12 protein-coding genes are annotated in these 13853 nt (G+C 70.4%); 3 read left to right on the forward strand and 9 right to left on the reverse strand.

The window, feature by feature from the left end; genetic code table 11:
* Positions 1–88 precede the first annotated feature (88 nt).
* A complete protein-coding gene (locus IEZ15_RS20520; RefSeq protein WP_189278733.1) occupies positions 89–1720 on the reverse strand; it encodes a sensor histidine kinase in 1632 nt (543 codons plus the stop codon).
* Entirely contained in the window at positions 1717–2418 is a 702-nt protein-coding gene (locus IEZ15_RS20525; protein WP_114245286.1) for a response regulator transcription factor, read from the reverse strand. Before IEZ15_RS20525 ends, IEZ15_RS20520 begins: the two co-directional genes overlap by 4 nt.
* A 416-nt stretch (positions 2419–2834) precedes the next feature.
* On the opposite strand from IEZ15_RS20525, the gene IEZ15_RS20530 reads away from it, so the two are divergent.
* Entirely contained in the window at positions 2835–3638 is an 804-nt protein-coding gene (locus IEZ15_RS20530) for an SGNH/GDSL hydrolase family protein (RefSeq protein ID WP_189278735.1), read from the forward strand.
* A gap of 136 nt (positions 3639–3774) precedes the next feature.
* Here IEZ15_RS20530 and IEZ15_RS20535 read toward each other — a convergent pair whose 3' ends face one another.
* The 3 genes from IEZ15_RS20535 to IEZ15_RS20545 form a co-directional block, all read right to left on the reverse strand.
* Positions 3775–4230: an MFS transporter gene (locus IEZ15_RS20535; protein ID WP_189278737.1), complete on the reverse strand. Its 456-nt coding sequence runs from the start codon at positions 4228–4230 to the stop codon at positions 3775–3777.
* A 128-nt stretch (positions 4231–4358) separates the two neighbouring features.
* Positions 4359–4748: a nuclear transport factor 2 family protein gene (locus tag IEZ15_RS20540; protein ID WP_189278739.1), complete on the reverse strand. Its 390-nt coding sequence runs from the start codon at positions 4746–4748 to the stop codon at positions 4359–4361.
* A gap of 53 nt (positions 4749–4801) precedes the next feature.
* On the reverse strand, positions 4802–5638 hold the full coding sequence (locus tag IEZ15_RS20545; RefSeq protein ID WP_189278741.1) for a class I SAM-dependent methyltransferase: 837 nt from the start codon (positions 5636–5638) through the stop codon (positions 4802–4804).
* 71 nt (positions 5639–5709) lie between these two features.
* On the opposite strand from IEZ15_RS20545, the gene IEZ15_RS20550 reads away from it, so the two are divergent.
* Complete coding sequence (locus IEZ15_RS20550; protein WP_373302594.1) at positions 5710–7605, forward strand: S9 family peptidase; 1896 nt, start codon at positions 5710–5712, stop codon at positions 7603–7605.
* Positions 7606–7899: 294 nt separating this feature from the next.
* A complete protein-coding gene (locus IEZ15_RS20555; RefSeq protein ID WP_189278834.1) occupies positions 7900–8790 on the forward strand; it encodes an SURF1 family protein in 891 nt (296 codons plus the stop codon).
* A gap of 89 nt (positions 8791–8879) precedes the next feature.
* Here IEZ15_RS20555 and IEZ15_RS20560 read toward each other — a convergent pair whose 3' ends face one another.
* The 4 genes from IEZ15_RS20560 to IEZ15_RS20575 all read right to left on the reverse strand — a co-directional run bounded on the left by IEZ15_RS20560 (position 8880) and on the right by IEZ15_RS20575 (position 13515).
* On the reverse strand, positions 8880–10175 hold the full coding sequence (locus IEZ15_RS20560; RefSeq protein ID WP_229846001.1) for a hypothetical protein: 1296 nt from the start codon (positions 10173–10175) through the stop codon (positions 8880–8882).
* A gap of 71 nt (positions 10176–10246) precedes the next feature.
* Entirely contained in the window at positions 10247–10822 is a 576-nt protein-coding gene (locus IEZ15_RS20565) for a SigE family RNA polymerase sigma factor (protein ID WP_114245292.1), read from the reverse strand.
* A gap of 360 nt (positions 10823–11182) precedes the next feature.
* A complete protein-coding gene (locus IEZ15_RS20570; RefSeq protein ID WP_189278745.1) occupies positions 11183–12247 on the reverse strand; it encodes an aspartate-semialdehyde dehydrogenase in 1065 nt (354 codons plus the stop codon).
* The gene (locus IEZ15_RS20575) at positions 12244–13515 is read right to left on the reverse strand and encodes an aspartate kinase (protein WP_189278747.1); all 1272 of its coding nucleotides are present in this window, start codon (positions 13513–13515) and stop codon (positions 12244–12246) included. Before IEZ15_RS20575 ends, IEZ15_RS20570 begins: the two co-directional genes overlap by 4 nt.
* Positions 13516–13853 lie beyond the last annotated feature (338 nt).

The raw sequence follows: 13853 nt of genomic DNA on the forward strand, positions 1-13853 counted from the left end.
GCGGGCCGGCCGTGCGACTGCGGCAGCGTTTCCGGCTGGCCGGAGCCGGTCAGCCTGTGCCCGCCCCGTGCCGGTCGGCCGCCTCCGCTCACCCTCCAATACCCCCCGGGCCCGTGGAGAGCACGACGCTGAACGTCGTACCGACCCCCACGGTGCTCTCCACATCGATCCTCCCCCGGTGGTCGGTCACGATCTGGCGGGCGATGGACAGCCCCAGGCCACTGCCACCCGTGGCGCGGCCCCGTGCCGCGTCCGCGCGCCAGAAGCGGTCGAAAAGGTGCGGCAGGTCCTCGGGAGGTATCCCCTTCCCGGTGTCCCGCACCTGAATGACCGCCAGGTCGCCGTCGCGGACCAGCGCAAGGTTCACGGTGCCGCCTGGCGCCGTGACCCGTACCGCGTTCACGACCAGGTTGCCGACGACCTGGCGCAGCCGGTCGGCGTCGGCGAACACACGTACCGACTGCGGTACGTCGAGCTCCAGTACGACGTCGGCCGTCTCGGCCCTGGCCCGGTGGGCGGTGCGGCAGGTCTCCAGCATGTCGCCCAGATCGACATCGACGCGATGGTAGGTGAGCGCACCGGCCTCGGCCAGGGCCAGATCCTGCAGGTCGTCCACGATCCGCTGCTGCAGCATCGCCTCCTCGTGGAGGGACTCCAGCAGTTCGGGGGTCGGCTCGACATAGCCGTCCTGCAGCGCCTCCAGATAGCCACGCAGATTGGCCAGCGGGGTGCGCAGCTCATGCGCGATGTCGCCGGTGAGGCGGCGCTGGCGGTCCTCACCCGCCTGGATGGAGTCGGCCATCCGGTTGAAGGCGCCACCGAGTTCGGCGATCTCGTCCCGCCCGGAGACGACGACCCTCCGCCCCAGGTCGCCTTCTCCCAGCCCCCGCGCTGCCATGGTCAGGGCCCGGATCGGGCGCAGTACGGCCCTGGACAGGAGCAGGGCGCCGAGGACAGCCGCGAGAAAGACGCCCGCCGCGACGGCCATCGTGGGCGCGGCGGCCAGGGTGGGCGGGGATTCGTCCTTGGCTCCGAGACGGACCTGGAGTCGGGGCGGCGCAGCGGCCGCGATCTGTTTGTTGAAGGCTCGCTGGAGACAGGCCGCGAGCCGCGGATCGAACTCGCACGTCTGCACCGCTTCGTGATCCTGGGCGATCCGGGGATCCGAGTCGGCCGACGGCTCCCTGCACTGCGCGGGCCGGCGCTCCGTGCTGATCACGGGCATGCCGATACCGTTCGGCCGGGCCGTCACCGCGGCCCCCGCACGTGTCAGGCATGCGGCGTACGTCGCGGCAGCCCGGTACTCGGTGATCGCGGTCACCGTCAGCTTGACCGAGACCCGCGGGACCTTCTCCGTGGGCAACCGCAGGGTGGGGCGCGGATCGACCAGGACCGGGGGCCGACTGCCGGCCGTGCGGGGTTCGCGGCCCGCAAGGGCGTCGGAGTCGACGACCAGAACATCGGCCTCCGTGGCGACGCGGATGCGCTGACCGGTGTCCTTCGCCAGCGCGCCCACCGTCGGCGAGACCCCGTCCCAAGTGCCGTGCGCGAAGCCGTACGCGTACAGTTCGCCGGTGATCCGCGAGACCTCCTGCTGCCCGGCGGCGACGGAGTCGCGGACCTGGAGGTTCGCCTGCCGCAGAGTCAGCCAGGCGGTCGCCGCCGTGGCGGCCATCGCGACAAGCATCAGCAGGCCGAGCGCCCGCAGTCTGAAGCTCACTGCCCCGCACCGGGCCCGTTCGCCAATCGGTATCCCCGGCCGTAGACGGTCTCCACATACCTCCGGTCCGCTCGCCCCCGCTCCAGCTTCCGCCGCAGGTTCATCACATGGGCATCGACGGTGCGTTCCAGTACGTTCTGGTCGAACCCGAAGACCTGGTCGATGATCTGCGCCCGGGTGAAGGCCCGTCCGGGCTCCCCCGCGAGCACGGTCAGGATGGCGAACTCCTTGCCGGTCAACACCACGGGCACCCCGGCCACCCGTACCTCGAAACGGGCGGTGTCGATCTCCAGGTCGCCGGCCGTGAGCACCGCCGGACCGGTGCGCCCGGCCGCCTTCGACCGGCGCAGCAGCGCCCTGACCCGAGCTGTCAGCTCCCTGGGGCTGTACGGCTTGGCCATGTAGTCGTCGGCCCCCAGGTCCAGCCCCAGGAGCATGTCCTCCTCCGTCGTGCGTGCCGTGAGCAGCAGGATGGGGACCTGGGATTCGGCGCGCAGGATCCGGCATACGTCCAGGCCGTCGACGTTCGGCATCATCACATCGAGCACGATGAGGTCGGGCCGGGAGGACCTTGCCCGGTCGATCGCCGAGCGGCCGTCGGCGACGATCTGGACCTCGTTCCCCTCACGCTCCAGATAGATGCCTATCAACCGCGCCTGCTTCACGTCGTCCTCGGCAACCAGTATGCGTGCGCTCAACGAGACTCCTCGTCCGGGATCCGTCGTGACAGGGGTACCAGTATCCGTATGAGCCGCTGCCGCGGAGCCGGACTCCGGACGCGGATACCGGATCGCTCAAGGCGGCCGATGGCCCGTCATACAGAGCCCGTCGTCAGCCTGTTCAGGCGCAGACAACCGGCCTCGCGCGGGGTCGACTCCCACACCTCAGGGGCCATGGCGCGGGGCCCGCCGCCGCCCGAACACTCAGGTCTCGCACGTGGATTCAGGCGCTCCGAGAGGTTTATCTACGCGCGGAGCCATCGCGACCGAACGATCATTCGGGCATATCAGACCAGTTCTTTCGCAGCTATTACCGGCGAGTACCAACAGCTGCTAGAAACGTGGCGCTCACTCAACCCCCCACCCACCCCCCACACTTCGGAGGGCTGACAGCCATGTCAGTACGGAGATTCTGGGCGTCCGCATCCACTCTGGTCCTCGCCGCCGTGGCCGCTCTGGGCGTCGCCCAGCCGGCCTCGGCATCCTCGGCCGCCGCCGGCGGGTACGTCGCGCTCGGCGACTCGTACTCGTCCGGCGTCGGCGCGGGGAGCTATCTCTCCGGCAGCGGCGACTGCCGCCGCAGCACCAACGCCTACCCCTACCTCTGGGCAGCCGCGAACTCACCTTCCTCTTTCGCCTTCGTCGCCTGTTCGGGCGCCACGACGAGTTCGGTGGCCGGCAGCCAGCTGGGCGCACTGAGCTCGTCCACCGGCCTGGTCAGCGTCACGGCGGGCGGCAACGACGTCGGCTTCGCCGATGTCATGCAGGACTGCGTGCTGTCCAGCGAGGCCACCTGTCTGAGCAGCGTGAGCTCGGCCGTGTCGCAGATGCAGAACTCGCTTCCGTCCGGCCTGAGTTCACTCTACGGTTCCATTCGGTCGCGGGCCCCGCAGGCACATGTCGTGGTGCTGGGATACCCGCGCTTCTACCAGCTGAGCGGCAGCTGCATCGCCGGGCTCTCGGAGAAGGAGCGGGCGGCCATCAACAACGCGTCCGACGTCCTGAACGGTGTCATCGCCAAGCAGGCGGTCAACGCCGGGTTCACGTTCTCCAGCGTGGTGGACGAGTTCACCGGGCATGAGCTGTGCTCCGGTGACGCATGGCTCCACAGTGTGACGCTCCCCGTCTACAACTCGTACCACCCCAAGGCCGCCGGACAGTCGGGCGGCTATCTTCCGGCCTTCCGCTCGGCCGCGTAGGACGCGGACGACGGAGGTACAGAAGCGCGGCGGGCCGCCGGGGAGTTCCGGCCGCCCACCGCGCTTCTGTTGTGTTCAGGCACGCGCACACTGCCTCCGGCGCAGGCGGTGTTGCTTCGCGCACGGGCGTGTCGCTTCAGGTGCGGGCAGCCGTGCCCCGTCGGTGCAGAGCGAGGGCGGTCGCAGCGGCGAGTACGGCGGTGGCTGCGGCCGCCCACCAGCCGTGCCGGAATGCGCCGAGCGCCTCGGCCGGTCCGTCGGGGGCACCGAGCAGCGTGACCACCAGGGCGACACCCAGCACCGAACCCGTCCGGCGGGCCATCGTGGTGACCGCTGATCCGGTGGCGAAACGGGTGGGCGGGAGAGCCTCAGCGGCCGCGCCGACCGGGGTGGGAAGGGCGAAGCCGACGCCGATGCCGGTGATCATCATGCCGGGAAGGACACCGCTCGCGCAGTGCGGAGCCGTATCGGGTGCGACAGCCCACCAGGCCGGCCCGACAGCGAACAGCAGACAGCCGAGTGCGGCGGTGCGGCCCGTTCCGATGCGGCTGCCGACCGGGCCCGAGAGCACGGCGAGCGCGGGTACGACCAACGGACCCGGGCGATGGGGCGACCGGAGGACCCGCGGCCCGGCTGACGCCCACCGCCGCCATCACGTTCCCCGCTCCCCGTTCCCCGTCTCCCGTACCCCGTTCGCCCCCCGCCCCCGTCCGTTCGGCCTCAGTACCGCTCGACGAGGTGCTCCCGGCCCGCCGGGGGCTCGTACGGCTCGGGCCGGAAGTCGGTGATCCCGCTGATCCGCCCCTCCGCGTCGAACGTGAAGAAGTGGATGGCGTGCAACTCCTGCGGGCCGACCGTGAAAAGCGTCCGGACAGCGACCTGCTGCCCCTCCCGGTCGGCCACGACCCGTTCGACGCGGACGTGCCGGTCCCCCGGGTACTCCCGGTTGAACTGCACGTACCGCTCCTTCCCGCGGATGCGTTCGCGAGTCTGCGGCAGGTCGTACAGCACCTCGTCGGCGAGCGTCGTGGCGAAGATGTCCCAGTCGCGATTGTCGGCCGCGGTCCAGTACGTCTTCACCGCGGTACGCAGATCAGCAGTCGTGGTCATGGTTCGAGTCTGACCCCCACCACTGACAACGGGCCTTGCGTGCCGGCCTCCGGTCAGGAGCCGGCCGGGCGCGACGCCTTGACCGAGTACATCAGCGGGATGCGCGGACGGCCGGCGGGGAAGCGGTAGAAGCCGTCGCCGTCCCGCTCCAGCGCCGAGAAGCGGGCGAAGAGCGAGAAGTCGTGCTCGTGCAGGAACTCGATCCGCAGCCCGGCGGCGACCAGCGCCGACACCACGTCGCCGATCGGGTGCTGCCATTCGACGCTGCGGTTGTGGACGGTCGGTGCGTCGAAGTCCGCGTACGTGCCCGGCGTCTCGTCCACCCATGCGTCACGGCTGAAGTAGTCGTGGACGACCTTCGCGCCGGTCGAGTCGTCGAGGCAGTCCGTGAGCGGGTGGAACTCCGCGAGGTAGAGGAAGCCGCCGGGCGCCACGAGCGATGCGGCGGTCTCGGCCCAGCGCCGGGTGTCGGGCAGCCAGTTCAGCGCACCGACGCCGGTGTAGACGATGTCGTACGACGAGTCCGGGACGGCCTGCGCGGCGTCATGGACATCGGCGGCGACGAACGATGCCCGGTCCTGGGTGAACCCCAGCTCGCGGGCCAGGCCGCGCGCGGTCTCCACAGCCGGTTCGGAGAAGTCCAGACCGACGACGTGTGCGGCGCCGTGCCGGGCCCAGGACAGGGTGTCGACCCCGATGTGGCACTGCAGATGAAGCAGCGACTTGCCCGTGACGTCCCCGACCTCGGCGAGTTCGAAGTCGCGCAGGGCCTCCTTGCCGGCGCGGAAGGAATCCAGGTCGTAGAAGTCGCTCCCGGCGTGGATGGGGACCCGCTCGTCCCAGTGCGCACGGTTGGCCTCGTGCCAGTCGGCAGGGGTCGGTGCATTCATGCCCTGGAGGTTATCCACAGGCTGCGGGCGACGCGAACGAATTGTCGGCGTTCCGGCGCAGAATGGGGGGCATGACTGAGATCACTGGCTCGACGGCCCCCACCGCACCGGCGACCGCTTCCGCACCGGCGACCGCTTCCGCACCGGAGTGGGAGCAGCGTTTCCGGGCGCCGCGGGTGTCGTTGCCCGACTGGGCGGAGGACGCGCCGGACCGCGCGCTGTTCGTCTCCAATGCCACGGGGACTTACGAGCTGTACGCATGGGACCGCGCGACCGGCAAGCAGCGTCAGGTGACCGACCGGCCGAACGGGACGACTGACGGCGTGCTGACACCGGACGGCGAGTCGATCTGGTGGTTCAGCGACACCGACGGGGACGAGTTCGGGGTGTGGATGCGCCAGCCGTTCCACGGCGGCGAGGGCGAGGAGGCGGTGGACGAGCCGGCGGCACCCGGTCTCAGTGCCTCGTACCCGGCCGGGCTCGCGATCGGGCGTGACGGTACGGCGGTGGTCGGCCGTTCGACCGACGAGGACGGGACGACGGTCCATGTCGTACGGCCCGGGGCCGCGCCCGTGGAGATCTACCGCCACCGCGAGTCGGCGGGCGTCGGCGACCTGTCGTACGACGGGACGCTGATCGCCCTCGAGCACACCGAGCACGGCGATGCGATGCACTCCGCGCTGCGCGTGGTGCGGCCCGACGGGTCGACGGTCGCCGAACTGGACGACACCGAGGGCGGTACGAAGGAGCTGGGCCTGTCCGTGCTGGGCTTCGCCCCCGTCGCCGGGGACACGAGGCTGCTGGTCGGGCATCAGCGGCGGGGCCGCTGGGAGCCGATGATCTGGGATCCGATGACGGGCACGGAGACGGACCTCGCGATCGACCTGCCCGGTGATGTGGGCGCCGAGTGGTATCCGGACGCCTCCGCGCTGCTGATCGTGCACGGCTTCGAGGCCCGCAGCGACCTGTGGCGGTACGAGCCGGGGGCGGGCAGCGCTCCCGTCCGGGTGGATACCCCCGCGGGTTCGGTGTCGGGAGCCACGGCCCGGCCCGACGGCACGGTGGAGTACCTGTGGTCGTCGGCCGCGCAGCCGCCCGTCATCCGGTCCACCTCGGGTGCGGTGGTGCTCGATCCGCCCGGCTTGAAGGCTCCGGCCTCCGTGCCGCTGGAGGACGTGTGGGTGGACGGGCCCGGGGGCCGCGTCCACGCTCTCGTGCAGCGGCCCGCCGCCCCGGCGGAGGGCCCGTTTCCCACCGTCTTCGAGATCCACGGCGGACCGACCTGGCACGACAGCGACGCCTTCGCCTCCGGCCCAGCCGCCTGGGTGGACCACGGCTACGCGGTCGTCCGGGTCAACTACCGCGGCTCCACCGGATACGGCCGCGCCTGGACGGACGCGCTCAAGCACCGGGTCGGTCTGATCGAGCTGGAGGACATCGCCGCGGTACGGGAGTGGGCGGTGAAGTCCGGGCTCGCGGACCCGGCGAAGCTGGTCCTGGCCGGTGGCTCCTGGGGCGGCTATCTGACCCTGCTCGGCCTCGGTACGCAGCCGGACGACTGGGCCCTGGGCCTGGCGGCGGTCCCGGTCGCCGACTACGTCACGGCGTATCACGACGAGATGGAGGACCTGAAGGCGATGGACCGCACACTGCTGGGCGGCACGCCGGAGGAGGTTCCCGAGCGTTTCGAGGCCTCGTCCCCGCTGACGTACGTCGACGCCGTACGGTCGCCGGTCTACATCTCTGCGGGCGTCAACGACCCGCGCTGCCCGATCCGCCAGGTCGAGAATTACGTGGACCGGCTGAAGGGCCGTGACGCGGTGCACGAGGTCTACCGGTACGACGCGGGACACGGTTCGCTCGTCGTGGAGGAGCGGATCAAGCAGTTCCGGCTGGAACTCGACTTCGCCCAGCGCCACCTGGCCACGGTGAGCGCCCCCGCCTCTTCGAGCCTGTCCGGCGGATAGGGGCGTCTGTCCCTGCTGCACGAAGCCCGCACGACACCACCGCCACAGGCCGTCGGGAGCCTGTCCGGCTGTCGAGGACGACCCCGCCGGTCCCGCCACCGGGCGTCCGACGCGCCCGGGCGGGCCGATTCGAGCACGCCGGTGATCGAGGACAAATCGGTGACCGGCGAGCAACGCCGCGCGGTCGGGGTGCCGAGCCGGACGCCGATGGCCACCGGCCCCGTCGGCACCGCGGCCGCGCCCCACCCGGCACCCCGCTCCGGGCGACCGGAGCGGGGACCGTACCGTGGAGGGGTGTACCGGTTCCTGCTGACCCCGCGATGGTGGGGGATCAACCTTTTCGTCGTGCTGGCCATCCCGTTCTGCATCTTCATGGGCACCTGGCAGCTCGGCCGCTTCGAGGATCGCGTGCAGACGCACGACGCCGCCGAGAAGCAGCCCGCCCCGGGCACGAGGGCCGCCGAGCCGATCGACGACCTCCTGCCCGTCGACACGGTGACCTCGGGCCGCCCCGCCACCGCCACCGGCCGGTACGCCGACCAGTTCCTGGTACCCGGCCGGGAGTTGGACGACAAGAGCGGCTTCTATGTCCTGAACATGCTCCGCACGGACAGCGGCAAGGCCCTGCCGGTGGTGCGCGGCTGGCTGCCCGGCGAGCCCGGCCACACCGCCGTGCCCGCCGCACCGACCGGCGAGGTCACGGTGACCGGTGACCTCCAGGCGTCCGAGAACGCCGGCACCGCGGGCGTCGACACGGCGGGTGGGCTCCCGGACGGTCAGCTCGGCATGATCAGCGCCGCTTCCCTGGTCAACCTCGTCCCGTACGACGTCTACGACGCATGGGTGACGCTCCAGGACACCGGCTCCAGCGGCGCGCTGCGTCCCGTACCGGCCGCCGTGCCGCAGGGCACCGGGCTCGATCTGAAGGCCTTCCAGAACCTCGGCTACACCGGCGAGTGGTTCGTCTTCGCCGGGTTCGTGCTCTTCATGTGGTTCCGGCTGGTCCGCCGCGAGGCCGAAGCGGCGCGGGATCTCAAGCTCGGCCTCATGGACGGCGCGGATGCGTATGCAGATGCGGATGCGGATGCGGATGCGGATGCGGATGCGGATGCGGGCAAGGGTGCGGGCACGAACACCGGCCCCACCGATCCCGCCGACTCCGACGTGAGCGCCGGCACGGCCTGAGACAGACACCTGAGACAGGCATACGTGAGGGGCCCGCCGAATCGACCGGCGGGCCCCTCACGCATGCGTCGTACGCCGCCGCCCCTGCGTCACGTCGCGGGGGCCAGCACCCCGGTCCGGTAGATCGTGCCCGCGCATGCGTTGGAGATCTTCGTCTCCGCGACCGGCGCCCCCGCCTCCGGCGTGTGCGTCACGGCAACGCTGCCGTCCAGCACCCCGCCGCCGTCCTCGCTGCCGAACTGCGCAGCCGTATCCGAAGTCCCGTCAGTGGTACCCGTACCGGCACCGGCGGCAGCGGCGCCGCCCGCGCTGTCCGTGCCGCCCGTGGGTGTCGGGCTAGGTGAACCTCCGGAGGTCGGACAGGTGTCCTTCGGCACCCAGGCGAACTTCACCTCGTACGCCATGGCCGGTTTCAGCAGCATCGTCCCCTGCTCCTGCGAGGGGTCGGGCAGTCCGGCCGCCGCGTCACCCGCGGTGTGCTGGACGACCGTGATCCTGGCCGGGTCGGCCGCGCCCATCGCCTGGAAGCCCACGCTGCCGCTGCCGCTCACCGAACAGTTCTTGCCGGAGACATTGGCGATCCGGAACGTGCCGTACACCGTGCCGTCGGCACCCGCCGCGCCCGTCTCGGCCGAGACGACACCGAGCTGACCCGGATCGCAGGTCGGCATGGAGGACGCTGCGGGGTTGTCCGGGTCGGCGACCCCGCCGACCAGGTTGCCGCCGGCGCCCTGGCCACGGCTGTCGGACGGACTGCTCGTGCTCGTCGGCTGGTTCCGGCCGCCGTCGGCCTGCCCGTCGGTGCTGCCGCCGCTGCTCTTCCCGCCGGCTCCCGAGCCGTTGTCGGTGCCGTTGCCGCCCTGCGCCTGCTCGCCGTGTCCGGCTATCGCGGGGTTGGCGGTGCTCGAACCGTCGGAGTTCGCAACATGGACGAAGGCGGGGACCGCGGTGCCGATGAGCAGCGCCGCTGCCGCCATACCGACGACGGCCTGCCGCCGCCTGGCGCGCCGCGCGGGCACCGCGCGGTACAGATGGTCGAGGGTGCCGTCGCGGGGTTCGATGTGCTGGACGGCCCCGCGCAGCATGCGGCCCAGCGCGGCCTCGTCCATGTCCGGGCCGCCACCGCCCCCCGGGCCGGAACCCGCGCCCGGGCCCTCGCCGAAGAGGCTGCTCAGCCCCCCGAGTTCGGCCGTCTCAGCGGCTGCGTCGCCCTCACAGAGGTCACCCGCGCCTCCCACGGACGCGAGGTCCCGATCCGCGGGGTCCCGGTCCGCCTGATCCGTATCCGTGTCCGTATCCGAGTTCGCGTCCGACTTCGCGTCCGACTTCGCGTCCGACTTCGCGCCCGGGTTCACATGCGAGGCGCTCTCCGGCCCGTCGTTCACAATTCCGTTTCCAGTCCGGTCAATCCGATGCTCACGCTCGTGGCTGTTCTCGTTCCTGCGGTAGCGCCGACTCATCCCTGCGCCTCCATCACGACGCGCAGCGCCGCGATCCCACGGGAGCCGTACGCCTTGACCGACCCCAGAGAGATGCCCAGCGTCTCGGCCACCTGGGCCTCCGTCATGTCCGCGAAGTAACGCAGCACCAGCACCTCCCGCTGGCGCCGTTGCAGCCCCCGCATCGCTTTGATCAGCGCGTCCCGCTCCAACTGGTCGTACGCGCCCTCTTCCGCGCTCGCCATGTCCGGCATGGGCTTGGACAGCAGCTTCAGCCCGAGGATGCGGCGGCGCAGCGCGGAGCGCGACAGGTTGACGACGGTCTGGCGCAGATACGCGAGTGTCTTCTCGGGGTCCCGTACCCGGCTGCGCGCCGAGTGCACACGGATGAACGCCTCCTGCACGACGTCCTCACATGAGGCGGTGTCGTCCAGGAGCAGAGCCGCGAGGCCCAGCAGCGAACGGTAGTGGGCCCGATAGGTCTCGGTGAGATGGTCGACCGTGGTTCCGGCAGCCACGCTCTCCTCAGCACCCTCGCGCTGCGACGGCAGCCTTGCGGGACGTGCAGCGGGCATGGGCGCAATCACCGGCATACCGCCGGGTGCGCGGGGCCGTCTGAGCGGACGCACCGAAGCGCCGCGCAAGGGGCCCACCACTGTGATATCGAGAACCTCTGCCACGCCAGTTGGACACGTTTCCCCCCGTCAGGGTTGTACGCGCGCGGCACCACGTTCGTCGCAGTGCGAGATGCCCTCATACGTACCTGCTCTTCCACAAATGCCCCGAATATGCGCCCCGCCGTGCAAGAAGTGACCGCGTAGACGCGCGCTCCCCGGCCGACGGTTGCACCAGGCCGAAAGGTCATCGTCGGATACCCCGACACCCCAGCTCAAGAGGTTCAGACCTTCAACTTGCTCACAGGGCATTCACAGAGAGTACAAAACAGGTTCGAATCAGACCCGGGGAAATTCGGCAGCCACCGATTCGGCGATCTGCGCCACGTTCAACGCCGCTCCCTTGCGGAGGTTGTCGCCGCAGACGAACAGCTCCAGGCCCCTGGGATCGTCCAGTGACCTGCGCACCCGCCCGACCCAGGTCGGATCGGTGCCGACGACGTCGGACGGTGTCGGGAAGTCCCCCGCTCCCGGGCTGTCGTAGAGCACCACGCCCGGCGCCGTCGCCAGGATCTCGTGGGCCCGGTCGACCGCGATCTCGTTCTCGAACCGCGCGTGCACGGACATCGAGTGCGTCGCGACGACGGGTACGTAGACACAGGTCGCCGCCACCCGCAGGCTGGGCAGGTCCAGGACCTTGCGGCACTCCTCACGGATCGCCAGTTCCTCCGACGACCAGCCTTCCCCGGCCTCGGTCCCGGCCCAGGGCACCACATTGAGGGCCACCGGCGCGGCAAAGGGGCTGCCGTCCGTGTCCCCCAGGGCCCGGCGTACGTCCCCGGGCTGCGTACCCAGTTCCGTACCGGCCACCATCGACAGCTGTTCGCGCAGCGCCGCGACACCGTCCCGGCCCGCCCCACTCACCGCCTGGTACGAGGAGACGACCAGTTCCCGGACCCCGAATTCGGCGTGCAGCGCGCCGACCGCGACGATCAGCGAGAGCGTCGTGCAGTTCGGGCTCGCGACGATGCCGCGCGGCCTGATCCGCGCGGCATGCGGATTGATCTCGGGCACGACCAGCGGAACGTCCGGGTCCAGCCGGAACGCGGCGGAGTCGTCGATGACAACCGTGCCCTTGGCGGCGGCGATCGGCGCCCACTGCGCGGAGACTGCGTCGGGCACCAGGAACAGCGCCACGTCGACGTCGTCGAAGGCGTCCTCGGTGAGTTCGAGGACTTCGCTCTCCTCGCCGCGCACCACCAGCTTGCGGCCGGCCGAACGCGGCGAGGCGATCAGTTTCACCTCGCCCCAGACATCCGCGTGCTGCGAAAGGATCTGGAGCATGACGCCGCCGATCGCCCCGGTCGCTCCGACGACCGCGAGCGAAGGACGGCGGGCGGTCATCGGCCGGTACCGCCGTAGACGACGGCCTCGTCGGAATCGCTGTCGAGACCGAAGGCGGTGTGCACGGCGCGCACGGCCTCGTTGACGTCGTCGGCGCGGGTGACCACCGAGATGCGGATCTCGGACGTCGAGATGAGCTCGATGTTCACACCGGCGTCCGACAGCGCCTCGAAGAAGCCCGCCGTGACACCCGGGTTGGTCTTCATGCCGGCGCCGACCAGGGAGATCTTCGCGATCTGGTCGTCGTAGCGCAGCGACTCGAAGCCGATGGTGCCGCGGTTGCGCTCCAGGGCGTCGATGGCCTTGCGGCCCTCGGCCTTCGGCAGCGTGAACGAGATGTCGGTCAGACCGGTCGCCGCGGCGGAGACGTTCTGCACCACCATGTCGATGTTGACTTCCGCATTCGCGATGGCGCGGAAGATCGCGGCGGCCTCGCCCGGCTTGTCGGGCACGCCGACGACGGTGATCTTGGCCTCGGAGACGTCATGGGCGACTCCGGAGATGATCGCGTGCTCCACCTTCTGGTCCCCTTGCGGCTCGTTGCTGACCCAGGTTCCGCGCAGTCCGGAGAAGGACGAGCGGACATGGATCGGGATGTTGTAGCGGCGTGCGTATTCCACGCACCGGTGCAGCAGCACCTTGGAGCCGGACGCGGCCAGCTCCAGCATGTCCTCGAAGGAGATCCAGTCGATCTTCCGGGCCTTCTTCACGACCCGCGGGTCGGCGGTGAAGACACCGTCCACATCGGTGTAGATCTCACAGACCTCGGCATCCAGCGCGGCCGCGAGCGCGACCGCGGTGGTGTCGGACCCGCCGCGGCCGAGGGTGGTGATGTCCTTCTTGTCCTGGGACACACCCTGGAACCCCGCGACGATCGCGATGTTCCCCTCGTCCAGCGCCGTACGGATACGGCCCGGCGTCACATCGATGATGCGCGCTTTGTTGTGGACCGAGTCGGTGATGACGCCTGCCTGGCTACCTGTGAACGACTGGGCCTCGTGGCCCAGGTTTTTGATCGCCATCGCCAGCAGGGCCATGGAGATCCGCTCTCCGGCGGTCAGCAGCATGTCGAACTCACGCCCGGCAGGGATCGGGGATACCTGCTCGGCGAGATCGATCAACTCGTCCGTCGTGTCGCCCATCGCTGACACCACGACAACCACCTGGTTGCCGTTCTTCTTGGCATCGACGATTCGCTTGGCGACGCGCTTGATGCCTTCGGCATCGGCTACGGAGGAGCCTCCGTACTTCTGCACGACAAGGCCCACGTGCGCTCCTCGCTCAGTCCATTACTGCGGTCGACTCAGTTTAACGAGCAGTCCGGAAACGCCCCGCCGATACCACATGGTGAGATGTCCCGCTCAGCACGTGATCATCGGCGTGTCGCCCCGAACTGCTCGTAAGGGGCTGCTGCCCGCCGATCGGGCCCTTACTCCCGTATGTGGCCCGGCCCACACGCGCGGCAAGCCGGGTCCGCGATTCATGAGCCACCCACCTCCAGCGTGGACCGGAACCTTACGGTCCGCCCTTCGGAGGCCCCCGCCATGCGTAAGCCGCTCCGCATGCTCCCCGTACTCCTGGCCCTGTCCGCCGTCCCCCTGGCCGC

The organism is Streptomyces atratus (genome assembly GCF_014648655.1).
Taxonomy (GTDB): domain Bacteria; phylum Actinomycetota; class Actinomycetes; order Streptomycetales; family Streptomycetaceae; genus Streptomyces; species Streptomyces atratus.